Source organism: Planosporangium mesophilum, assembly GCF_016863255.1.
GTDB classification, from domain to species: Bacteria; Actinomycetota; Actinomycetes; order Mycobacteriales; family Micromonosporaceae; genus Planosporangium; species Planosporangium mesophilum.
The window spans coordinates 96380-118662 of record NZ_BOON01000032.1 but is presented as its reverse complement, the minus strand read 5'-3'; the positions used below and the strand labels follow the sequence as shown (position 1 = coordinate 118662).

General features: G+C 71.8%; 20 protein-coding genes. 14 read left to right on the top strand and 6 right to left on the bottom strand.

The annotated features are described in order from the left end of the window. Positions 1 to 76 precede the first annotated feature (76 nt). From Pme01_RS17565 to Pme01_RS17555, 3 genes are all read left to right on the top strand, one after another. On the top strand, positions 77 to 817 hold the full coding sequence (locus tag Pme01_RS17565; protein ID WP_168116099.1) for a MerR family transcriptional regulator: 741 nt from the start codon (positions 77 to 79) through the stop codon (positions 815 to 817). 117 nt (positions 818 to 934) lie between these two features. After that, positions 935 to 1132, top strand: a complete 198-nt coding sequence (locus Pme01_RS17560; RefSeq protein WP_168116098.1) for a hypothetical protein — start codon at positions 935 to 937, stop codon at positions 1130 to 1132. Between the two features lie 109 nt (positions 1133 to 1241). Next, positions 1242 to 2072, top strand: a complete 831-nt coding sequence (locus tag Pme01_RS17555) for an NAD-dependent protein deacetylase (protein WP_275408539.1) — start codon at positions 1242 to 1244, stop codon at positions 2070 to 2072. Between the two features lie 35 nt (positions 2073 to 2107). Here the strand turns inward: Pme01_RS17555 and Pme01_RS17550 are convergent, their stop codons facing one another. Continuing rightward, positions 2108 to 2719 (bottom strand): DsbA family oxidoreductase, encoded by a 612-nt coding sequence (locus tag Pme01_RS17550; protein WP_168116097.1) that lies wholly within the window; start codon positions 2717 to 2719, stop codon positions 2108 to 2110. An 89-nt stretch (positions 2720 to 2808) separates the two neighbouring features. Between Pme01_RS17550 and Pme01_RS17545 the strand changes: the two genes are divergently transcribed. The 3 genes from Pme01_RS17545 (at position 2809) to Pme01_RS17535 (ending at position 5954) form a co-directional block, all read left to right on the top strand. Next, the gene (locus Pme01_RS17545) at positions 2809 to 3204 is read left to right on the top strand and encodes an HIT family protein (RefSeq protein ID WP_168116096.1); all 396 of its coding nucleotides are present in this window, start codon (positions 2809 to 2811) and stop codon (positions 3202 to 3204) included. Between the two features lie 243 nt (positions 3205 to 3447). Beyond that, positions 3448 to 4479 carry a coiled-coil domain-containing protein gene (locus Pme01_RS17540; RefSeq protein ID WP_168116095.1) on the top strand — a complete coding sequence of 344 codons (1032 nt, stop codon included), beginning with the start codon at positions 3448 to 3450 and terminating at the stop codon, positions 4477 to 4479. Positions 4480 to 4628: 149 nt separating this feature from the next. Continuing rightward, positions 4629 to 5954, top strand: coding sequence for an MFS transporter (locus Pme01_RS17535; protein WP_168116094.1), 1326 nt, complete (start codon positions 4629 to 4631; stop codon positions 5952 to 5954). A gap of 60 nt (positions 5955 to 6014) precedes the next feature. Here Pme01_RS17535 and murQ read toward each other — a convergent pair whose 3' ends face one another. From murQ to Pme01_RS17520, 3 genes are read right to left on the bottom strand one after another with little or no spacing between them, the layout of a single operon-like run. After that, positions 6015 to 6941, bottom strand: a complete 927-nt coding sequence (murQ, locus tag Pme01_RS17530) for an N-acetylmuramic acid 6-phosphate etherase (RefSeq protein WP_168116093.1) — start codon at positions 6939 to 6941, stop codon at positions 6015 to 6017. Next, positions 6938 to 7870 carry a MurR/RpiR family transcriptional regulator gene (locus Pme01_RS17525; RefSeq protein ID WP_168116092.1) on the bottom strand — a complete coding sequence of 311 codons (933 nt, stop codon included), beginning with the start codon at positions 7868 to 7870 and terminating at the stop codon, positions 6938 to 6940. The genes murQ and Pme01_RS17525 overlap by 4 nt, the downstream gene beginning before the upstream one ends. A gap of 58 nt (positions 7871 to 7928) precedes the next feature. Further along, positions 7929 to 9230, bottom strand: a complete 1302-nt coding sequence (locus Pme01_RS17520) for an exo-beta-N-acetylmuramidase NamZ family protein (RefSeq protein WP_168116091.1) — start codon at positions 9228 to 9230, stop codon at positions 7929 to 7931. 128 nt (positions 9231 to 9358) lie between these two features. Between Pme01_RS17520 and Pme01_RS17515 the strand changes: the two genes are divergently transcribed. The 8 genes from Pme01_RS17515 to Pme01_RS17480 all read left to right on the top strand — a co-directional run bounded on the left by Pme01_RS17515 (position 9359) and on the right by Pme01_RS17480 (position 20101). Then, complete coding sequence (locus Pme01_RS17515) at positions 9359 to 11167, top strand: serine hydrolase domain-containing protein (RefSeq protein ID WP_203935694.1); 1809 nt, start codon at positions 9359 to 9361, stop codon at positions 11165 to 11167. 34 nt (positions 11168 to 11201) lie between these two features. Then, on the top strand, positions 11202 to 12638 hold the full coding sequence (gene ngcE / locus Pme01_RS17510; protein WP_168116090.1) for an N-acetylglucosamine/diacetylchitobiose ABC transporter substrate-binding protein: 1437 nt from the start codon (positions 11202 to 11204) through the stop codon (positions 12636 to 12638). A gap of 18 nt (positions 12639 to 12656) precedes the next feature. Beyond that, complete coding sequence (locus tag Pme01_RS17505; RefSeq protein WP_168116089.1) at positions 12657 to 13565, top strand: carbohydrate ABC transporter permease; 909 nt, start codon at positions 12657 to 12659, stop codon at positions 13563 to 13565. A gap of 11 nt (positions 13566 to 13576) precedes the next feature. After that, the gene (locus Pme01_RS17500; protein WP_168116088.1) at positions 13577 to 14497 is read left to right on the top strand and encodes a carbohydrate ABC transporter permease; all 921 of its coding nucleotides are present in this window, start codon (positions 13577 to 13579) and stop codon (positions 14495 to 14497) included. A gap of 51 nt (positions 14498 to 14548) precedes the next feature. After that, complete coding sequence (locus Pme01_RS17495; protein ID WP_168116087.1) at positions 14549 to 15892, top strand: L,D-transpeptidase; 1344 nt, start codon at positions 14549 to 14551, stop codon at positions 15890 to 15892. Between the two features lie 137 nt (positions 15893 to 16029). Further along, positions 16030 to 17454 (top strand): GGDEF domain-containing protein, encoded by a 1425-nt coding sequence (locus Pme01_RS17490; protein WP_168116086.1) that lies wholly within the window; start codon positions 16030 to 16032, stop codon positions 17452 to 17454. Between the two features lie 56 nt (positions 17455 to 17510). Beyond that, on the top strand, positions 17511 to 18827 hold the full coding sequence (locus Pme01_RS17485) for a DUF1800 domain-containing protein (protein WP_168116085.1): 1317 nt from the start codon (positions 17511 to 17513) through the stop codon (positions 18825 to 18827). 11 nt (positions 18828 to 18838) lie between these two features. After that, complete coding sequence (locus tag Pme01_RS17480; RefSeq protein ID WP_168116084.1) at positions 18839 to 20101, top strand: DUF1501 domain-containing protein; 1263 nt, start codon at positions 18839 to 18841, stop codon at positions 20099 to 20101. On the opposite strand, the gene Pme01_RS17475 is transcribed toward Pme01_RS17480, so the two are convergent. Both Pme01_RS17475 and Pme01_RS17470 read right to left on the bottom strand, forming a co-directional pair. Beyond that, a complete protein-coding gene (locus Pme01_RS17475; RefSeq protein WP_168116083.1) occupies positions 20098 to 21450 on the bottom strand; it encodes a sensor histidine kinase in 1353 nt (450 codons plus the stop codon). The two genes, Pme01_RS17480 and Pme01_RS17475, sit on opposite strands and share 4 nt — an antisense overlap. Continuing rightward, a complete protein-coding gene (locus Pme01_RS17470; RefSeq protein WP_239088291.1) occupies positions 21447 to 22169 on the bottom strand; it encodes a response regulator transcription factor in 723 nt (240 codons plus the stop codon). Before Pme01_RS17470 ends, Pme01_RS17475 begins: the two co-directional genes overlap by 4 nt. Positions 22170 to 22283: the final 114 nt, after the last annotated feature.

Below are 22283 nucleotides of genomic sequence, written 5' to 3'. Positions count from 1 at the left end.
GCTTGACGTTGACGTCACGTCAACTTCTAGCCTGGAAGCACCGACGAGGGCGCCAACGGTCGAGAGGGAGTGAGCGATGGAGTGGTCGATCCAGGAGATCGCGCGCCTGGCCGGTACCACCAGTCGCACGCTACGCCACTACGGCCAGGTCGGGCTGCTCGAACCGAGCCGGATCGGCGGCAACGGGTATCGGTACTACGACCAGGACCGCCTGGTCCGGCTGCAGCGGATCCTGCTGCTGCGGGACCTCGGTCTCGGACTGCCGGCCATCGCCGAGGTGCTCGACGGGCAGCGGGACACCGTCGCCGCGCTGCGCACCCATCTGGCGCTGCTGGAGCAGGAGCGCGAGCGGATCGGGCGGCAGATCGAGTCGGTGAAGACGACCCTGCGGAAGACGGAAGGAGGTGAGCAACTGATGGCGGAGGAGGTGTTCGACGGGTTCGACCACAGCCGGTACGAGCAGGAGGTGACCGAGCGCTGGGGCCGCAAGGCGTACGAGAAGGCCGACCGCTGGTGGCGCTCGCTCAGCGACGCCGAGAAGAAGGCGTACCAGCAGCGGCATCTCGACATCGCGAAGGACTACGGCACGGCGTACCTGGCGGGTACGGCCGTTGACGGCGACGAGGTGCAGGAGATCGTCCGGCGTCACGTCGACTGGCTGTCGATCACGATGAACCCGACGAAGGAGTACGTGATCGGGCTGGGCGAGATGTACGTCGCCGACCCGCGGTTCACGGCGAACTACGACCGGCACGGTGCCGGCACGGCGGAGTTCGTGCGTGACGCCATGCGGGTGTACGCCGAGCGCAACCTGTAACGGATCATGGTGGGCGGGGCTGCAGACCCGTCCGCCGACCGGCCACCGGTCATCCGCCGATCGGGCCCGATCGCCGGGAAGCCTCAGCCACCACCACCGGGGGCCGATGGGTGGCACATGGCTTCAGAAGGCGGCAACACGTTCCGGATGGACCCGACCGAGATGCTCTGGCCGTGCGCGGTACGCGTGACGTGGGCCGGCGAGGAGGTCGTCGTGGAGATCAGCGGCCACGGTGACGACGAGGAGGCCCAGGCCACGCGACCGATCGCCGGCCCGTGGTCCTCTCCACCCCCGGCCTACCGGAACGCCGCCTAGAAACGGCCGCCGTGATCACGGAGACGTTCCGCGTTGGAACCCGGAAAAGTTTCCAGGATCATGCTGGAGGATTCGTGGGCTGCCCACCGCGGTGAGGCAGCATGGATGCGTGATCGAGAAGCTGGCGGAGTACGTGGCGCGCGGTGGCGTCATGGTGCTCAGCGGGGCGGGACTGTCGACCGAGTCCGGGATCCCGGACTACCGGGGACCCAGCGGGTCGATGCGCCGGAACACCCCGATGACGTACCAGACCTTCACCGGCGACGCTGCCGCACGGCAGCGGTACTGGGCCCGCAGCCACCTCGGCTGGCGGACCATCGCCCGGGCCGACCCGAACGCGGGACACCGCGCGGTGGCGGACATGCAACGGCGCGGCCTGCTGGCCGGCGTGGTGACCCAGAACGTGGACGGCCTCCATCAGGCCGGTGGCGCCCGGGACGTCGTCGAACTGCACGGCAACCTGGCCCGGGTCACCTGCCTCATCTGCGGCGACAGGCTCTCCCGGGAGGAGTTGGAGCGCCGGCTGCACGAGGCGAACCCGGAGTTCGACGCGCGGGTCACCGCCGTCAACCCGGACGGCGACGTGGACCTGCGGGACTCCGACGTCGAGGGGTTCCGGACGGTCGACTGCGAACTGTGCGGCGGCATGTTGAAGCCGGACGTCGTCTTCTTCGGCGAGACCGTACCGGCCGACCGGGTACAGACCTGCTTCGATCTGGTACAGAGCGCGCGCGTGCTGCTCGTACTCGGGTCGTCGTTGACGGTGATGTCCGGGCACCGGTTCGTACTGCGGGCCGCGAAGCTCGGCATCCCGATTGCGATCGTCAACCAGGGCCCGACCCGCGGCGACCGCTACGCCGCGGTCACCGTGGACGCGCCGCTCGGCGTGGCCCTCCCGGAGCTGATCCGGCTCAGCGGCGCGACCTCGGCCACCGCCTGATCCCACTCACCGCCCGTAGCCGGGCGGCAGGCGTGTCAGACCGCCCGTAGCCTGGCGGCCAGGTCCGCCGCGTCGCCGTCCCATCCGTCGAGCGCGGTGGCGACCCGCCCGGGCGGCGGAGCCCCGAAGAACACGAGCTTGTCGTCGACGGCGAGCGAGGGTACGCCCTGCACCCCGATCGCCGAGGCCTCCTCACGGAGGCTCCGCAGGCGGGCCTGCCTCTCCGGCTCCCACGCCGCGGCGATCGCGCCGTCGGGGCTCAGCCCGCTCTCGACGGCGACGCGGCGCAGCGTGCGTTCGTCGTTGACGTCGCGACCTTCGATGAAGAAGGCGCGCTGCACCCCCTCCCGCCAGGCCCGGCCGGCACCCTCGTCCTGCGCCCACAGGCACGCGGCCAGCGACAGCGTCGAACGCGGCTGGTACACCGGGACGTGGATCTCGATGCCGTAGGCGAGGGCGAGCGGGTACACGTGGTCACGCCAGTGATCGCGGATGTACTTGCCCCGCGGCTCGGGCAACTCGGCGGGTGCGGGGCGCAGCTCGAACGGTACCCACTCCACGGGGATACCGGCGTCCTCGGCGGCCTCCACCTCGGGCATCAGGAGGTAGCTGTACGGGCACACGACGTCGAAGTAGTAGCGCAGCATCCCTATCAGCTTCCGCCTGCCGGCCGTCCCGGCCGCAACCGGGGTCGGCCGGGACCGCGTCGCGTGCGCGCACCCGGCACAATCACGCCATGCCGACGCTCTTCACGAAGATCATCAACGGCGAGCTGCCGGGCCGGTTCGTCTGGACCGACGACAGGGTGGTCGCCTTCCTGACCATCGCCCCGATCACCCCCGGGCACACCCTCGTCGTACCGCGGCAGGAGGTCGACGACTGGACGACGATCGAACCCGACCTGCAGGGCCACCTCATGGTCGTCAGCGGCCGGATCGGCGCCGCGGTCCGCCGCGCCTTCGACGCACCCCGTGCCGGTCTGGTGATCGCCGGCTTCGAGGTACCGCACGCCCACGTCCACGTCTTCCCCGCCTGGGGACTGGAGGATTTCGACTTCGCCCGGGCCGACAGCAACGTACCGGCGGCGAAGCTGGACGACGCCCGCGACCGCATCGTCGCCGCGCTCGGCTGAGCGCGGTCCATCCGACACACCGCGAAGTCAGAGCAGCACGGAGCGTGCGTAATTTACCTGCTACGTAGTGACTTTCCTCTGACTTCCTTAGCAATGAATTAGATGGTTAGGGGCCTGCCCGACGGCTGGCTAGTGTCAGGGCCGACCACCGTCACCAGGCCGTGAAGATCGGCCACGGCTGGTCGCCGCCGGCTCAAGCCCTCCGGCCCCGCCAGCAGGCGGTGAGGACGAAGGAATCCGTACGTGACCCTGCCCAACGTCCGTTTCCGTTCGACGCTGTCCCTGGCGGTCCTGCTCGCCGTGGCCGTCCTGGTCGGAATCCTGCCGGCGGGGCCCGTACGCGCCGAGCCCGCCACTCCCGGACCGGAGGGCGGCGGCGTGTCCCTGCGTGACCAGCTCGATGCCGCCGCGAAGGGGTTCAACGACGCCACGGCCCGGCTGGAGACGTCCAAGGCGCGCCAGGCGCAGCTCACCGAGCAGATGCGCGCCACCGACGCGGCGATGGCCGACGTCACCGCCCAGATCGGCGAGGTCGCCGCGCGCGCCTACAAGAGCGGCCGGGTCAGCGGACTGGCCGTCCTCGTCGACAGCGAATCCCCCACCGGACTGCTCCAGCGCGCCACCGCCCTGGAGACCCGGGTCCGGCTCGACGACGCGCAGCTACGCCGCCTGAACGAGACAGCGGCCACCCAGCGTCGCCAGCAGGCCGCGCTGGACAACGAGATCAAGGTCCAGCAGGCACAGGTCGCGGAGATGGCCAAGCGCAAGCAGGCCGCCGAGAAGGCCCTCGCCCCGGTCGGCGGCGGGCAGAAGGTGGTCGGGCCGGGCTCCGGCGGCGGCTTCGTCCCGACGGGGGTACCGCGCCGGGCGGACGGCACCCTGGCCCCCGAGTCCTGCTCGGCCGACGACCCGACGACCTCCGGCTGCCTCACCCCACGCACGCTGCACGCGTACCAGCAGACCAAGGCCGCCGGCTTCAACCACTTCGTATCCTGCTACCGGCCACAGGAGGACGGCGGCGAGCACCCCCGGGGCCGGGCCTGCGACTGGGCCGCCTCGGCTGGCGGCTTCGGCGGCGTGGCCACCGGCGCCGACCGCGACTACGGCAACCGGCTCGCTGCCTGGTACGTGGCCAACGCCCAACGCCTCGGGGTGCTGTACGTCATCTGGTTCCGCCAGATCTGGCTGCCGTCCACCGGCTGGCGGGCCTACCGCAACGGTGACGGCACCCCGTCCGGCGACCACACCAACCACGTACACCTTTCGGTGCAGTAGAAACGCGGCGACCTGTGTCGATGCACCCGGACGGGTGACCCGTCCGGGTGCATCGACGGTACGCGATCTCTTGACAAGCCCGACACGGAACCGCAACATCCAGATCTACTGGTGGAGCGGCCACCTGGCCGACCCAGTGGGAGGCGGCCATGTCGACCGATAGCCAACCGCACCACGTCCACCGCCGGCGTGCCGTCATCGCGAGCACCGTCGGCACGACCATCGAGTGGTACGACTTCTTCCTGTACGGAACGGTCGCCGCGCTCGTGTTCCCGAAGCTGTTCTTCCCGCACAGCTCACCCACCGCCGGCGTCCTGGCGTCGTTCACCACCCTGTTCGTCGGCTTCGCCGCCCGGCCGGTCGGCGCCGCCATCTTCGGCCACTTCGGTGACCGGATCGGCCGCAAGGCCACTCTGGTCACCACCCTGCTGCTGATGGGGATCGCCACCGCGCTGATGGGAGTGCTGCCCGGGTACGCCACGCTCGGCGTGGCCGCCCCGATCCTGCTGACCCTGCTGCGCCTGCTGCAGGGCATCGGCGTCGGTGGCGAGTGGGGCGGCTCGGTCCTGCTCTCCATGGAGTGGGGCACGAAAGCCCGCCGCGGACTGATGGCCAGCATGCCGCAGCTCGGCGTCCCGCTCGGCCTGCTGTTGTCCACCGGGATGGTCCGACTGTTCAGCAACCTCAGTGGCGACGCGTTCGCCACCTGGGGGTGGCGGATCCCGTTCCTGTTCAGCGTGGTCCTGATCGGGATCGGGCTGTACGTGCGGCTACGGGTGCTGGAGAGCCCCGACTTCGTCGAGGTCAAGCAGCAGCGGGCGGTCGTGCGGCAGCCGGTGTGGGCGGCGTTCCGCGAGCACCCGAGGGAGATCCTCAGCTCCGCCTTCGTGCGGCTGTCCGAGCAGGCGCCGTTCTACCTGTTCATCACGTACGTGCTGACCTACGGCACCCAGGAACTCAAGCTCCCGCGCGGCGTACTGCTCAACGACACCCTCGTCGCCGCGGCGCTGGGCCTGATCAGCGTCCCGCTCTTCGGCCACCTGTCCGACCGCTTCGGTCGCAAGCTGATCTACGGCATCGGGATCGTGTGCACCGGCCTGTACGCCTTCCCGTACTTCCACCTGCTGAACACCCGCTCGTCCGGGATGGTGCTGCTGGCCATCGTGATATCCCTGGTCGTGCACGACATCCAGTACGGACCGCAGGCGGCGCTGATCGCGGAGAGCTTCGGCACCAACGTCCGCTATAGCGGCGCCGGCATGGGGTACGCGCTGGCGTCGGTGATCGCAGGTGGACCCGCCCCGCTGATCGCGGCCGCCCTGTACCAGCGCACCGGGTCGAGCACCGCGATCAGCTGGTACATCGTGGGCTGCGCGGTCGTCGCCATGATCGCGCTGGTCCTCATGCCGCGACGCACGGACGAGCCGAGCCAGGCGTCGGTCAGCGGTACCGCCGCACCGGCCCCGGCGGTCTGAGCCAAACTCTCCCATGATCGCGGAAACCCTTCCGGCCCCCGCCCGGAAGGGTTTCCGCGATCATGGGAGAGGCGGCGGCGTCACCGAGCGCAGCGCGCGGTGGACCAGGCCACCGGTCTCGGCGAGGGCTCGCCTGGCCTGATCCACAGTGGCCGATGACAGCAGCGTCACCAGCGCGACCTTCGGATCGCCCTCGGCGGCCGCCAGCGCGGCGGCGCAGAGGTCGGAGTCCGCGCCGGTCGCCTGGGCCAGCATCCGGACCTGCCGGGCCCGCAGCTTCCGGTTGCTGGCGACCATGTCGGTCATCAGGTTCGAGTACGTCCGGCCGAGCCGGATCATGACGGCGGTCGACAGCGAGTTGAGCACCAGCTTCTGGGCGGTGCCGGCCTTGAGCCGGGTCGAGCCGGTGATCGCCTCCGGCCCGGTGTCGAAGGCGACGTGGATGTCGGCCAGCGGCGCGAGCGGTGACCTGGGGTTGGCCGAGACGAGCACGGTACCGGCGCCGCGGGCCCGGGCCTCGCGCAGCGCGCCGGCCACGTACGGGGTCCGCCCGCTGGCGGTCACGCCCACGGCGACGTCGCCCGCCTCCACCTCGGAGCCGGCGGCCGCCGCGCCGTCGTCCTCGTCGTCCTCGGCCGCCTCGGACGGGTTGGTCAGCGCGGCGGGCCCACCGGCCAGGTGGGCGACGACGCGGCCCGGCTCCAGCCCGAACGTCGGGCGCAGCTCGGCGCAGTCCAGCACGGCGAGGCGCCCCGAGGTACCGGCGCCGAAGTAGTGCAGCCGGTGCCCGGAAGCGAGCGCGGCGACCGCCAGGTCGACCGCCTCTGCCAGGTACGGGAGCGTCGCCGCGACCGCGGCGGGCACGGTGGCGTCCTCGGCGTTGAGCAGCCGGAGGACGTCAAGCGCGGGCAACCGGTCAATGCTGACCGTCCGCGGATTCCGCTCTTCGGTCGGCGGACACTCCAGTCCGTCGCTGACCCCGGTCACCAGCGCTCCCGCTGCGGGCGGGCCCGCCGGGACCGTACCGCCTCGTAGGTGGCCTCGAGTGCGGCGCGGGTCTGCGGGTACGTCCGCTGCGCCACGCCCACGAAGACGCAGTCGACGACGGTCAACTGGGCGAGGCGACTGGCCATCGCGCCGGAGCGGAAGGTGGTCTCCCTGGCGGCCGTCGTGAGGACGAGGTCGGCCACCCGGGTGATCGGCGACTTGGGGAAGTTGGTGAGCGCGACGGTCAGCGCGCCGCGCCGGCCGGCCTCCGCGAACGCCTCGATGGTGTCCATCGTGGCCCCGGTGTGCGAGATGCCGAACGCGACGTCGCGCTCGTCCAGCAGTGCGGCGCTGGTCAGCGCGACGTGCAGGTCCGACCAGGCGTACGCGACCCGACCGATGCGGTGCAGTTTCTGCTGGAAGTCCTGTGCGACGTAGGCGCTGGCCCCGACGCCGTAGATGTCGACCCGCCGGGCCGACGCGACGGCGTCGACCACCCGCTCCAGCACGGCGACGTCGAGCTGCGCCGCGGTCTCCTCGATGGCCCGGGCGTCGGCGAACGTGATCTTCTTGACCACCTCGGTGAGGTCGTCGCTCGGGCTGATGTCGCTGCCTATCCCCTTGCCCGACACGCCGCCGTCCTGGGCCCGTCCCGCCTCGGTCGCGAGCGTCAGGCGCAACTGCGGATAGCCGTCGAACCCCATCGTCCGGCAGAAGCGGATCACCGTCGTCTCCGACGTCTGCGCCCGCCGGGCGAGTTCGGTGATCGTCAACTGGGCGACGCCGGCCGACTCGGCGATCACCACCTGCGCGACGCGCTGTTCGGCCGGGGACAGGGAGGGTAGCAGGCCGCGGGCTTTCACCGTGGTCGGCGTGCTCCCGCTCGCGCCGGTCGCGGCGCCGGTGGCATCGGCACCGTGGGAGGTCATGTGAAAAAGTTTCCTTCGGTTCGGGCGATCCGTCAATCTTCGCGACGCATGTGATTGATTAACGTCGATAGAGAAGGTACTGCCGTCGCCGCGCCTCGAAGGCGGCCAGCTCCGCGCTCCACACGCCCACCACGTCGGCTGTCGACGCGCCGGCGTCGATCATCGTCCGCAGCCGGCCCGAGCCGGTCAGCTTGTCGATCCAGTACGGTCGCACCCGGTCCCAGGAGTCCGCCCGCCAGGCGAAGGAGGGGTACCTGCGGGCCTCGACGAGCATCGCCACCCCGGTGCGGACCGGGTCGAACGCCCGCTGGTCGGTCACCTTCACCTCCACCCCCGCGCACAGCGCCCCCGTGAACTTGCCGAAGGTGGGCGTGAAGTACGCCTCGCGGAAGCGGACGCCGGGCAGGCCCGCCGCGTTGAGCCGGTCGGACCAGTGGTAGTCCAGGTCGGGGCCGCCGACGAGCTCGAACGGCCGCGTCGTGCCGCGACCCTCGGTGATCGACGCGACGCCCTCGAACATCCCGGTGCCCGGGTAGACCAGCGCGGTGTCGGGCGTGGGCATGTTCGGGCTGGGCAGCACCCACGGCGCGTCGGTGTCGCCGGCCATGAGCTCCGGCGACCAGCCACGGCAGGCCACCACCTCGAGCGCCACCGCGCGGCCGGCCTCGGCCGGCAGGAACTCGCCGTTGTAGAAGCGGGCCAGCTCGCCGACGGTCATGCCGTGCTGCTGCACGATCTCCTTCTTGCCGACTCCGGAGGTGAAGCCGGCGGTCATCATCGGGCCGTACGCCCGGCCGCCGATCGGGTTCGGACGGTCGAGCACGACGTAGCGCAGCCCGGCACGGGCCGCGGCGACCATCGAGTCGTACAGGGTCCAGATGTACGTGTAGAAGCGGGCCCCGACGTCCTGGATGTCGAAGACGACGGTCTCCACACCGGACCTGGCGTACAGCTCGGCCCACTTGTCCTGGCCGGCGCCGTAGGCGTCGTACACGGCCAGGCCGGTACGGGGGTCGACGCCGCTGCCCTCACTGCCACCGGCCTGCGCGGAGCCCCGGAAGCCGTGCTCCGGCCCGAAGACCGCGGACACCCGTACCCGCCCGTCGGCGTGCATGAGATCGACCAGGTGCCGATATCCGCGGTCCACCCCCGTCGGGTTGGAGATCACCCCGATCCGCTGTCCCGACACCGCCGCCCAACCGGTCTCGACCAGCCTGTCGAGGCCCGTGCGAACGGGGAATCGGGGCAGCGCAACGGGTTTGGCCGAAGCGCTCGCCGGGCAGCACTGGTCTCCCGCCAGACCGCCGGCGGTGGCGACGGTGGCGGCCCCGGTGATGGCCAACAGGCGACGACGATCCATGGCTCCTCCTACCGTCCTGCCATGTCGGCAAGCTAGCCCGCGACCCCCGTCGTGGCAAGAACCTTCCTGCCCCTTGAAAGCCACGAAGGAAACCTTCATTCTTACATCGACATCCGTGGAGGTGCGCGATGATCCGTCGATGGGCCGTACTGCCGGTGACCGTGGCCGCCGTTGTCGCCACCACCACGATGGCCGCCCCGGCCGGCCATGCGGCACCCAACGGCGGCGCGACATCGAACAGCGGCCCACCGAGCGCGTCGCCGGCTGACATCCGGTTCGCGCACCGGACCCTGCGCAACGGTACGCCCGCGCAGGTGGGCCTGCTCGCCGAGCCGATCGGCCGGATGCGCACCGACCTCGAGCGGTACCTGTCCCCCACCCCCGACCACGCCGCCCACCCGACCTACGCGGGCGCGTCCGTACTGGCCGCCAAGGACGGCGTCGTCGTGCAGCGCGCGGGCGTCGGCAAGGCTGTGCGCTACAGCGAGGTCGGCCCGCCGCCCGGGCGGGTCGGCGTCGAACTCCCGGCGGACCAGCAGATCCCCGCGCGGCCGGACACGATCTACGACCTGGCGTCGGTGTCGAAGCTGTTCACCAGTGTCGTGGTGATGCAGGAGGTGGAGCGGGGCCGGGTGGACCTCGACGCGCCGGTCGCCCGCTACCTGCCCGAGTTCGCGTCCGGCGGCAAGGAGGCGGTGACGGTCCGCAACCTGCTCACGCACACCGGCGGGCTGCCCGCGTTCCTGCCACTGTGGAGCAGCTACCCCGACCCGCCGTCGCGGCTCGCCGCGGCGCTCGCCACCCCGCTCATGCCGGGCGCGGCGCCGGGTCAGCAGTACGTGTACTCCGACCTCGGCCTGATCACGCTGGGCGAGCTGGTGCGCCGGATGACCGGGCAGCGGCTCGACGAGGCGGTACGCACCCGGATCACCGACCCGCTGTCCATGGTGGACACCGGCTACAACCCGCCCGCGGGCAAGCGCACCCGGATCGCGGCGACCGAGTACGAGCCGTACGCCGGCCGCGGGATGGTGTGGGGCCAGGTGCACGACGAGAACGCCTGGTCACTCGAGGGCGTCGCCGGGCACGCGGGCGTCTTCTCCACCGTGGACGACCTGGCGATCTTCTGCCAGATGCTGCTCAACGGCGGGGAGTACCGGGGCCGGCGGATCCTGCGCGAGAGCACGGTCCGCTCGATGTTGGTCAACGACAACGCCCACCTGGAGAGCCGGGACCCCGAGAGCCGGCGCGGGCTGGGCTTCGAACTGAACAAGCACTGGTACATGGACGGGCTGTCCTCGCCGGTCACGTTCGGCCACACCGGCTTCACCGGTACCTCGATCGTGGTGGACCCGCTGTCGCACTCGTTCGTCATCCTGCTGACCAACCGGGTACACCCCGACCGTGGCTGGGGCAGCAACAACAACTCCCGCCGCGCGGTCGCCCGGGACCTCGCCGACGCGATGCCGGTACGCCCGATCGGGGGCGGTACCGCCTGGCGGACCGAGCACCGCGACGCCGCGACCATGACGCTCACCGCGCCACTGCGCCGGGCGGCGACCGACGGCGCCGACGCGTCGTTCCTGCTGTGGTACGACACCGAGCCCGGCTACGACCCGGTCCACGTCGAGGCCTCCAGCGACGGCGGCGCGACCTGGGCACCGGTCACCCTCCGGCTGTGGGCGCCGGACCGGCGCTGGGACGCCGACGGCACGCTCAGCGGGTACGGCGGGCGGCGCTGGTGGGGCGCGTCGGCCGCGCTCGCCCCCGGCACGACGCACCTGCGCTGGCGGTACACCACCGACGGCAGCGGCCAGGGGCGCGGCGTCTACGTCGACCGGGTGTCGGTCCGGGACAAGGGCGGGGCACTGTTCGCCGGCGAGAGCGGCGACACGAACAAGTTCCAGGCCGACGGCTGGGCGCCGTCGGCGACATAGCCGCCATCACACTGCGGATCCCAGGAGAGCACGAATGTCAGCACCGAGTGCCAGTGATTCGTCCGTCAGCCGCCGCGATCTCCTCCAGCGCGCCACGGCGGCCGGGGTCCTCGCCGCCACCGGCGGCGGGGTTCTGTCGGCGTGCGCCATGGGCGGCGGAGGTGGCAACGACAAGGCGGCGGGCGGCGCGAAGAACAGCGCCAACCCCCTCGGCGTATCGGAGAGCGCACCGCTGGAGGTGGTCATCTTCAACGGCGGCTTCGGCGAGGAGTACGCCAAGGCGCACGAGGCGATGTACAAGGAGCGCTACCCGAAGGCGGAGGTGAAGCACTCCGCGACCATCGAGATCTCCAAGACGCTCCAGCCGCGCTTCGTCGACGGCAGCCCGCCGGACGTCGTCAACAACTCGGGCGGCAACCAGATCGACTTCAACGGCCTGGTCTCGCAGGGAGCGCTGAGCGACCTGGCGCCGCTGCTCGACGCGCCGAGCCTGGACGACCCGAAGAAGACGGTCCGCCAGACGCTGCTGCCCGGCGCGCTGCTGCCCGGTACGTACGACGGCAAGACCATGGCCCTCAACTACACCTACACCGCGTACGGCATCTGGTACTCGGGCAAGCTACTCGCCGACCGCGGCTGGCAGTACCCGAAGACCTGGGACGAGATGATCGCGCTGTGCAGGCAGATCAAGGCGGCCGGGCTGGCGCCCTGGACCTACCAGGGCAAGCACCCGCGGTACATGAGCTGGCCGATCCTGTCCGCGGCGGCCAAGCTGGCCGGCCCCGACATTCTGGTCGCCATCGACAACCTCGAGCCCAACGCCTGGAAGCACGACGCGATCAAGACCGCCGCCGAGGCGTACTACCAGCTCGCCGTCGACGGGTACATCCTGCCCGGCTCCGAGGGCATGGACCACATCCAGTCGCAGACCGAGTGGTGCCGGGGCAACGCGGTCTTCATCTCCTGCGGCTCCTGGCTGGAGAACGAGCAGAAGGCGGTCGCCCCCGCCGGCTTCCAGATGGCCGTGGCGCCGACGCCGAGCCTGACCAAGGGCGACAAGCTGCCGTTCGAGGCGATGCGCGGCACCTCGGGTGAGCCGTTCATCGTGCCGTCCAAGGCGAAGAACGTACCCGGCGGCCTGGAGTACCTGCGCGTCATGCTGTCGCGCAAGGGCGCCGCCGACTTCACCAAGCGGGTCAGCAGCCTCACCGCGGTGCAGGGCGCCGAGGAGGGCCTGACGCTGCCGCCGGGACTGCAGTCGGCGACGAAGGTGATGAAGGCCTCCGGCGACAAGACCTTCAACTGGGTGTACAACTCCTACTACCGCAAGCTGGAGCGCACCCTGGTCGACGCGGCCTGCGGCGACCTGATGACCAAGCGGATCAACCCGGCCCAGTTCGTGGAGCAGTGCCAGCGAGGCGCCGACGAGATCGCGCGGGACAGCTCCATCAAGAAGTACAAGCGCACCTGATCGGAGCGCGAGCTAACCATGCGTCACGGCAAGCGCCTGTTCATCGCCACCTTCCTGGTCCCCCCGCTGGTCCTGTACGCCCTGTTCGTCGTGTCGCCGTACGTGCAGGTGTTCCAGCTCGCGACGACCGACTGGGGCGGGCTGTCGCCGGAGGCCCACTTCGTCGGTGTGGACAACCTCCGCCGGTTGTTCGCGGACCACTACGTCTGGAACGCGTTGCGCAACAACGCGATCCTGCTCGTGGTGATGCCCGTGGTGACGATCGTGCTCGGGCTGTTCTTCGCGTCCATGCTGATGGTCGGGGGCCGCCGCGGCCGGGCGGGGGTGCGCGGCGTCCGCGGCTCGGCGGTCTACCGCCTGGTGTACTTCTTCCCGCAGGTGCTGTCGGTAGCCATCATCGGCGTGCTGTGGAAGGAGATGTACGCGCCGAACAGCGGCCTGATCAACGGTGCGCTGCGCGCGGTCGGCCTGGGTTCGCTCGCCCACCCCTGGCTGGGTGACCCGAACCTCGCCTTCTGGTGCGTGCTGGCCGTCATGGTCTGGAGCAACGTCGGGTTCTACGTGGTGCTGTTCGGCGCCGGGATGCAGTCGATCCCACGCGACATCTACGAGGCGGCGCTGCTGGACGGGGCGGGGCGCGCCGCCACGCTGGCGCGCATCACGCTGCCGCTGCTGTGGGACACCGTGCAGGTGGCCTGGGTGTACCTGGCCATCGTCGCGCTCGACGGCTTCGCCCTGGTCCAGATCATCACCGAGGGCGGTCCGGGCCTTCGGACCGACGTCATCGGTCTGCGGCTGTACAGCACCGCCTTCGGCGAGGCGAAGTTCGGGTACGCCTCGGCCATCGGCGTCGCGATGCTCTTCCTCACCCTGTCCGTCGCGGTCCTGGCCCTGCGCCTGACCAAACGCGACCGCGTCGAGTTGTAGAGAGGCCGGAGTTGACCACCACCGACGCTCCCCCGCCGACCGCGGTCGGCACGAGCCGGCCGCCCGCCGACCGTACCGGAGACCGGCCGCCGCGCCGCGACTCGGGCATCGTCGACGCCTTCTCCCACGTGTTCCTCGTCGCCTGGGCGGTGCTCACCACTTTCCCGCTGCTGTGGGCCGTGGTCAGCTCGTTCAAGACCGACGAGCAGATCCTGACGGACCCGTGGGGGCTGCCGTCCGCGCTGCGGTGGAGCAACTGGGTACGCGCCTGGAACGCCGCGCACATCGGCACCTACTTCGTCAACAGCGTCATCGTGGTGGCCGGCTCGTTGACGCTGACCATGCTGCTCGGCTCGATGGCCGCGTACGTGCTCGCCCGCTACCGGTTCCGCGGCAACCGCGTGGCGTACTTCCTGTTCGTGGGCGGCATGATGTTCCCGGTCTTCCTCGCCCTGGTACCGCTGTTCTTCGTGGTGAAGAACCTCGGCCTGCTCGGCACGCTGCCCGGCCTCATGCTCGTCTACACGGCCTACTCGCTGCCGTTCACTGTCTTCTTCCTGACCGCCGTCTTCCGCGCGCTGCCGAACTCGATCAGCGAGGCCGCGCTCGTCGACGGGTGTGGCCACTTCGGACTGTTCTTCCGGGTCATGCTGCCGATGGCCCGCGCCGGCCTGCTCAGCGTGGCCATCTTCAACTTCCTCAGCCACTGGAACCAGTACGTGCTGCCGATCGTGCTCATGCAGGGCCAGGGCGCCGAGCAGCGGTGGGTACTCGCGCAGGGCCTGACCGGGCTCGCGATCACCGAGGGGTACCGGGGCGACTACGGCGCACTGTTCGCGGGCATGACGATCGCGATGCTGCCCGTCCTGCTGGCGTACGTCGCCTTCCACCGCCAGGTGCAGTCCGGTCTGACCGCCGGCCAGTTGAAGTAGGACGGTTCCGCCCGCCGAGCGCGGTCGGCCCTGGTGTGTCACGGTATGGGAGTGTCAGCGTCTCCGGCTCCCCAGCCGCGGCAGCGCCTGTGGTACGGCCTCGGCGCGGGCGTGCTGGCGCTCGTACTGGTGGCCACGGTCGCCTCGGACCAGGTGGCGGTGGCGTACCGGTTCATCACCCAGTCGCTCGGCCCGGGCGGGGACCCGGCGTGGACAGGGAACCTGGTGTTCGCGCCCGGGCCCGACACCAACGGCGTGGCCGTCACGGACCCGGTGACGGTGACCACCGCCTCGGCGACCCTTGACCGGGTCACGTTGACCGACCCCGACGGCCGGAAGGTGGCCGGTGAGCTGGACGCCGGCCGGCGCCGATGGCGCGCCATCGGCCGGCTGGGCTACCACAAGCGGTACGCGCTGACCGCGGTGGTACACGATCCGGGCGGCCGGCGCGCGACCCGGACCAGCACGTTCACCACGCTCAAGCCGGCCAACCTGACGCTCGCGTACCTGCGGGCCAGCTCGCTCCGGGCGCTGGAGGACCGGCGGACGTACGGGGTCGGCCAGCCGGTCGTCGTGTGGTTCGACGAGAAGATCCCGGACCGGGCCGCCGCCGAGCGGGCGCTCCAGGTCGTCACCGAGCCCCGCCTGGACGGCGCCTGGCACTGGTTCAGCGACCAGGAGCTGCACTGGCGACCGCCGACGTACTATCCGCCCGGTACCAGGGTGACCGTCAACGCCAACCTGTACGGCGCGCACCTGGGGCGCGGCCTCTACGGTCAGGACAACGCCTCCGCCTCGTTCACCGTCGGCCCGGCGAAGGTCGCGGTCGCCGACGCCGCGACCCATCGCATCCTGGTGTCGGTCGACGGCCGGCCGGTCCGCGACATCCCGACCTCGATGGGCCGGAACGACTCCACCGTCGGCGCGCAGGGCGAGCGCATCGACTTCCGTACCCGCAGCGGCGTGCACGTGGTGCTCGGCAACGAACCGCTCACCCGGATGACGTCGGCGAGCTTCGGGCTCACCAGCGGGCCGGACGCCTACGACCGGCAGATCGAGTGGACCACCCACCTGTCGTACGCGGGCGAGTATGTGCACGCGGCCCCGTGGAGCGTGGCCGACCAGGGCGTCCGCGACGTCTCGCACGGCTGCCTGAACGTCAGTACCGAGAACGCGATCTGGTTCTACAACAACGTCGGCCCCGGCGACATCGTCGAGGTCCGCAACACCGGTATCGCGCTCGACCCGACCGACGGGCTCGGCGACTGGAACCTGAGCTGGGCCGAGTGGCTCGCCGGAAGCGCCCTGTCACCGGCCGCCGTACTGCCGACGCCGGCGCCCGCGTCCGCGCCTCCCGCGCCGGCGCCTTCCGCGTCGGCCCGGCCGGCGAACTGACGGGGACCGCACCGCCACACGCCTGCAACCGTCCGGCACCCGCGGTAGATCATGCTCGTACCGTGGCGAACACCGCTCAGGTCCCGATGCCGTCCCGACGACGCCGACCGCCATTGTGGGTCGGTTACCTCGCAGTCGTGGCCGCCGTGGCCGGGCTCTACTACCTCGTACCCCTGCTCGGATCGGTCGGACCGGCTGCGCAGACGGTCACCTACGCGATCGTGATCTGGTCCAGCGTCGGGGCGTTGCTGGTCGGCGTGTACCGCAACCGACCGACCAGGAAGGGCCCGTGGCTGTTGCTGGCGGCCGGTCAGTTGGTCACCGCGAGCGCCGACCTCATGTTCGACGTCTACCACTTCCTGCTGGAGACCACCGCCGACGTCACCCCCGCCGACCCGCTCTACCTGGCCGCGTACCCCCTGTACGCCGCCGGCCTGCTCCTGCTGGTGCGGTACCGCACGCCCGGGTGGAACGCCCCCAGCATGATCGACGCCGCGATCATCGCCATCAGCGCGGGACTCCTGTCGTGGGTGTTCCTCATCAGCCCGTCCGCGCACGCCGACGACCTGTCGCCGCTCGCCCGGGCGGTCATGGTCACCTACCCGGTGATGGACCTGCTGCTGCTCGCCGTCGCCTCCCGGTTGATGCTGGGCGCCGGGGTCCGTCCGCCGGCGTTCCGCCTGCTGTCGGGCGGTCTGGTCCTCCTGCTGGTGGTGGACGCCGTGTACGGCGTGCAGCAGGTGCTGGGCGTCTACGAGGACGGCAACTACCTCGACGCCGGCTGGATGTTCGTCGGCGCGCTGCTGGGCGCCGCCGCGCTGCACCCGTCCATGCCCCGGTTGACCGAGCACTCCCCCGCCGCCGGCCCGGACGCCACCGCCGGGCGGCTGACCGTCCTCGCGGTCGCCGCGCTGCTGGCACCCGCGACCCTGCTCGGGCAGTACCTGCGCCACGCCCCCATGCACGTACCGCTCGCCACCGCCTCCTGCATGGCCATGTTCCTCCTGGTCATCGCCCGCATGGCGGCCATGGTGCGGGTACAGCGCCAGATGGCCATCACCGACGCGCTCACCGGCCTGCGTACCCGCCGTTTCCTCCAGCAGGCGCTGCGTAGCGAGGCCGCCCGTACCCACCGCGCCGACTTCTCGGTCGGCCTGCTCCTCATCGACGTGGACCACTTCAAGCGGGTCAACGACACCTACGGCCACCACGGTGGCGACCGCGTCCTGTGCGAGATCGCCCACCGGCTGCGCAGCCTGGTACGCCCCGGAGACGTCGTCGCCCGCTACGGCGGGGAGGAGTTCGCCGTCCTGCTCCCGCACGCCGGCGACGCCGATATCGTCGCGATCGGCGAGCGGATCCGCCGCGGCATGGCCACCGCGCCCATCGCCGTGGACGGTGAGACCCTGATCACGGTCACGGTCTCCATCGGCGCCTCGATCCTCCCCGGCCACGTATTGACGACAGACGATCTCACCCTGACCGCGGACCGGGCCCTGTACGCCGCGAAGGAGGCCGGCCGCAACCGGCTCGTCACCAGCCAGCGCGACAGCTCCGCCTGACCCGGCCCGCACCCGGGCCTTACCGAACCCGAACATCCCCGCCCTAGAGTCCGGCCATGGCCACCCGCACGGAGCTCGCGCACCTGCTGCGCCGCGCCACCTTCGGCCCTCGGGCCGACGACGTCGACGCCGCCGAGCGGGCCGGCCTCGACGCGACCGTCACCGCGCTGTTCACCCCGGCCGGCGAGGACGCCGGCGCCGCCCGTACCCCCGTGCCCGCGCTCGAACCGGTCGCGGTACCCGGCCCGAAGGCCGACGCCGCCGCCCGGCAGAAGGCGCGCGAGCAGCAGCGCCAGCAGGTCACGACGGTGACGCTGTGGTGGCTGGACCGGATGGTCCAGGCCGACCACCAACTGCGCGAGAAGCTGACCTTCTACTGGCACGGCCACTGGGCCACCTCCGTGGAGAAGGTCCGCGACGCCCACCTGATGCTCACTCAGCAGCAGACGCTGTACCGGTACGGTGCCGGCGACTTCGGCGTGCTGGTCAAGGCGATGCTGCGGGACCCGGCGCTGATCGTCTGGCTGGACGGGCAGAAGAACACGGTACGGGCGCCGAACGAGAACCTGGCCCGCGAGCTGATGGAGCTGTTCACCCTCGGTATCGGCCGGTACGGCGAGGCCGACGTGCGGCAGGCCGCTCGGGCGCTCACCGGCTGGCGGATCGACCAGCCGCAGCGCACGGCGGTGTTCGACCCGAAGCGCCACGACGGCGGGCAGAAGACGATCCTGGGCGCCACCGGCGCCTTCGACGCCGACGGGCTCGCCGACGTCCTGCTCGCCCAGGCGGCCAACGCCGAGTTCCTGGCCGCGAGGCTGTGGTCGCGGTACGCGTCCGGCGACCCCGTACCGGCCGACGCCGGCAATCGTCTCGTCACCGCGTACCGGGCCGGCCGTGACGTCGGCGCCCTGCTGCGGGCCGTGCTGGCCGACCCCGCCTTCGGTTCTACGCGAGGGCAGCTGGTCAAGCAGCCGGTGGAGTGGGCCGTCGGCGCCATGCGGCAGCTGGGCATCCGCCCCGGCGCGCTCCCCGCTGCGCAGCAACGCCAGCTGTTGCAGGGGCTGGACCAGCTGGGTCAGGTCCCGTTCAAACCGCCGAGCGTCGGCGGCTGGCCGGCCGGCACCGCGTGGCTGTCCACGTCGGCCGTACAGGTACGGCTGCGCGTGGCCGACCTGCTCGCCGGCCACGCCGACCCGGGTGTGGCCGGCAGGCTCACCGCCGTACCGGTCGCGCAACGATCCGACGCGCTGGCCCGCCTGCTGGTGGTCGACGCGTTCACCGAACGTACCCGGACGGTCCTGGCCCCGGCCGCCGGCGACGTCCGCCGGCTGATCGCCCTGGGCCTGGCCAGCCCCGAGTACACGGTGATGTGAGGAGACGCCGAATGGACATGCTGACCCGCCGCAGGTTCCTCGTCGCCAGCGGTGTCGTGGGCGCCGCCACGCTCGCCACCGGGGCGGTCGGGTACCGGCTCAGCCACATCCTCGAGACCGCCGGCGACCGGCCGTCGGACGCGCGGACCCTGGTCCTGGTGACCCTCTACGGCGGCAACGACGGCCTCAACACGGTCATCCCGTACGCGGACCCGGCTTACCACGATGCCCGGCCCGATCTCGCGTACCGGCCCGAGGAGGTGCTGCACCTCGACAAGAGCCTGGGCCTCAACCCCGGCATGACGGGCTTCAAGCGACTCTTCGACGCCGGCCGGCTGGCGATCGTACGGGGTATCGGGTACCCCAAGCCGGACCACAGCCACTTCCGATCCATGGACATCTGGCAGACCGGCCAGCCCGACCGCCCCGGCAACACCGGCTGGCTGGGTCGTTGGCTGGACGCGACCGGCGGCGACCCGCGCCACGCGGTCTCCTTCGAGCCGGTGCTCCCGCCGGTGCTCGCCGGTGCGACGACCGCCGGCGCGGCCGTCGCACTGCGCGAGGGCGGTGTCTCCGGCGCCGGCGTGCCGGCGCGGGGCCCGGCCCCCGCCACGCTGGCCGGCTTCGGCACGGCCGCGCCGGGTGAGCCGCCGCTGCAGGCGCGCGCCGCCCGCGCGTACGCCGATCTGGTCTCCGTGGACGCGATGGTCGGCAAGCTGGCGGCGGCTCCCGCACCGTCGTCCGGTGCGGCCACCGACGACAACCAACCCAAGGCCACCGGTACCGGTGGCCGCACCGCCCTGTCCGCCCAGCTCGACCTGGTCGCCCGCTGTGTCGAGGCGAACGTCGCCACCCGGGCCTTCTCGGTCTCGCTCGGCGGGTTCGACACCCACGCCGACGAGAAGATCGCCCAGCGCCGGCAACTGTCCGAACTGGACAGCGCGGTGACGGCGTTCGCCGACCGGATGGCCCGTACCGACGCCGGCCGCAAGGTGGTGGTCGCGGTCTACTCGGAGTTCGGCCGGCGGGTGCGGGCCAACGCCTCCGACGGCACCGACCACGGCACCGCGTCCGACCTGTTCGTGCTCGGCTCCCCGGTACGCGGCGGGTTCTACGGTCGGCAGCCGAGCCTGACCGACCTCGACGACGGCGACCTGAAGTTCACCACCGACTTCCGCGACGCGTACGCCAGCCTGCTCGACGGTGTCCTGCACACCGATCCGGGGAAGGTCCTGGGCGGCTGGTCCGGCCGGATCGACGGCCTGCTCGCCTAGCGCGCGTACGGGAGCGTCACGGTGAACCTGGCGCCGCCCTCCGGTGCGTGACCGGCCTCGATCGCGCCGCCCAGCCGGCGCACCAGTCGCGCGGCCAGGGCCAGCCCCAGCCCGCTGCCGACTTTCCGGACGCCGCGGTACCGCTGGTACAGGGCACCCCGCTCGAACGCCACGGCCAGGTCGTCGTCGGTGAAGCCGGGGCCGCCGTCGCGTACCTCCACCACGCCCGAGTCCGGGCCGGGCCGTACCGCGAGTACCAGCGGCGCACCGGCCGGTACGACCCGCAGCGCGTTCTCGCAGAGGCCGTCCACGACCTGCCGGATCCGCCCGGGGTCGGTGCGCACCACGACGGGGGCGTCGGGCAGTTCGGTACCCAGCACCACGCCGACCGGGGCGCAGCGACCACCCCACGCCTCGGCCGCCGCCCCGATCAGCTCGACCAGGTCGACCGGGATCGGCTCGACCGGCAGGTCGGCCGCCTCCAGCCGGGCCAGCACGAGCAGGTCGGAGATGAGCCGGTCGAGCCGGTCGGCCTCGTCGAGCATGGTGTGGCCGGCCTTCGGCGCCCCGTCGGGGCCGACGACGCCGTCGGCGAGGGCCTCCGCGTACCCGCGAATGGTCGTCAGCGGGGTCCGCAGTTCGTGGGAGACCGACAGCAGGAAGTCGCGCTGGCGTCCCTCGCTGGTGGCCAGGGCCGCCGCGAGCTGGTTGAACGACTCGGCCAGGTCGGCCACCTCGGCCGGCGACCGGACCGCCAGCCGTACCGTGTGGTCACCGGAGCGCAGCCGCCCGGCCGCCGCGGCGGCCTCCCGGATCGGCGTCGTCACCAGCCGTGCCAGCAGGACACCGGCGGCCAACCCCGCGACCAGGCCGGCCACGAGCGCGAGCCAGAGATTGCCCAGGACCAGACCGGCGGTACCGGTGACCGCCTGCCGGGTCAGCACGACGCCATTGCCGTCGGCTGTGCTGTTGCCCTTGGCCGCGAGGGGCCGCCCCGCGACGAGCATCTGCTGCCCGTCGATCGTGGCCCGCTGGTCCACCGGCAGCCCGGCCGCGACCGCCTTCACGACCCGCGGCGGCAGGCCGGGCCTGTCGACCACGCCCCGGCGGACCAGGTACACCTGGATCCTCTGCTGGCGCAGGCCGCGTACCAGATTTTCCCGCTCGGCCGGCCGGGCGCTCACCAGTACGTCACCCACCAGGGTGGCCTTCTCGTCGAGCCCCTGCCTGGCCTGGCGATTGGCCGAGGCGACCGCGACCGGCAGCGCCACCGCCGTGGTCACCATCACGGAGACCACCGCGGTCAGGCAGGTGACCAGGATCGCCCGGGCGGAGAAGGTACGGATCATCGGCGGTCGTCGGCGGTGTAACCGACCCCGCGCACCGTGTGGATCAGGGCGGCGGCGTCACCGAGCTTGCCGCGCAGCTGTGCGACGTGGACGTCGACGGTACGGGTACCGGCGTGCGCGGCGTACCCCCAGACCGAGGCGAGCAGCTCCTCGCGGGTGAAGACCCTGCCCGGCCGGCTGACGAGGTGCCCGAGCAGGTCGAACTCGGTCGGCGTCAGCGTGACCGGGGTGCCGCCGACGTCGACGAGGCGCCGGCCGGGGTCGACCGTGATCGGCCCGAGCCGGCGTACCGGATCCTCCCCCTGCGGTCCGGCCGCGCGCCGCAGCAGCGCCTTGACCCGGGCGACCAGCTCGCGTGGACTGAACGGCTTGGTGACGTAGTCGTCGGCGCCCAGTTCGAGGCCGACGATCCGGTCGATCTCGTCGTCACGGGCGGTGAGGAAGATGACAGGCGTCCAGTCGCCGGCCTCCCGCAGCCGCCGGCACACGTCGGTACCGTCCAGGCCCGGCAGGGCGATGTCGAGGATGCAGGCGACCGGCCGCAGCCGGCGCGCCGCGGCGAGCCCCGCGGCCCCGTCGTGCTCGACGTGTACCCCGAAGCCGTCGCGGGCCAGGTACAGCCGGACCAGGTCGGCGATGGGCCGCTCGTCCTCCACGACGAGGACGAGCCCCTTGCCCGCGGTCTGCTCGGCTCCCCTGCCCGTCGCTCGCTCGGTCACGCCGCCCATCATGCCGGCTGCCCCGGTGGCCTCGACGCCCCGGCCCAACGCGCCGTCGGTGCCGCCCCGGCGGCACGGCCGGTTGACGGTGCCGCCGCGGCGGCACGGCCGGTT

Bases quoted from the DNA above. Each gene is read 5' to 3' on its own strand.
- Pme01_RS17545 (WP_168116096.1), top strand. From the start codon at position 2,809: ATGCCGACGCTCTTCACGAAGATCATCAACGGCGAGCTGCCGGGCCGG.
- ngcE (WP_168116090.1), top strand. From the start codon at position 11,202: ATGTCAGCACCGAGTGCCAGTGATTCGTCCGTCAGCCGCCGCGATCTC.
- Pme01_RS17480 (WP_168116084.1), top strand. From the start codon at position 18,839: ATGGACATGCTGACCCGCCGCAGGTTCCTCGTCGCCAGCGGTGTCGTG.
- Pme01_RS17505 (WP_168116089.1), top strand. From the start codon at position 12,657: ATGCGTCACGGCAAGCGCCTGTTCATCGCCACCTTCCTGGTCCCCCCG.
- Pme01_RS17520 (WP_168116091.1), bottom strand. From the start codon at position 9,230: ATGGATCGTCGTCGCCTGTTGGCCATCACCGGGGCCGCCACCGTCGCC.
- Pme01_RS17550 (WP_168116097.1), bottom strand. From the start codon at position 2,719: ATGCTGCGCTACTACTTCGACGTCGTGTGCCCGTACAGCTACCTCCTG.
- Pme01_RS17485 (WP_168116085.1), top strand. From the start codon at position 17,511: ATGGCCACCCGCACGGAGCTCGCGCACCTGCTGCGCCGCGCCACCTTC.
- Pme01_RS17535 (WP_168116094.1), top strand. From the start codon at position 4,629: ATGTCGACCGATAGCCAACCGCACCACGTCCACCGCCGGCGTGCCGTC.
- Pme01_RS17525 (WP_168116092.1), bottom strand. From the start codon at position 7,870: ATGACCTCCCACGGTGCCGATGCCACCGGCGCCGCGACCGGCGCGAGC.
- Pme01_RS17560 (WP_168116098.1), top strand. From the start codon at position 935: ATGGCTTCAGAAGGCGGCAACACGTTCCGGATGGACCCGACCGAGATG.
- Pme01_RS17565 (WP_168116099.1), top strand. From the start codon at position 77: ATGGAGTGGTCGATCCAGGAGATCGCGCGCCTGGCCGGTACCACCAGT.
- Pme01_RS17475 (WP_168116083.1), bottom strand. From the start codon at position 21,450: ATGATCCGTACCTTCTCCGCCCGGGCGATCCTGGTCACCTGCCTGACC.
- Pme01_RS17515 (WP_203935694.1), top strand. From the start codon at position 9,359: ATGATCCGTCGATGGGCCGTACTGCCGGTGACCGTGGCCGCCGTTGTC.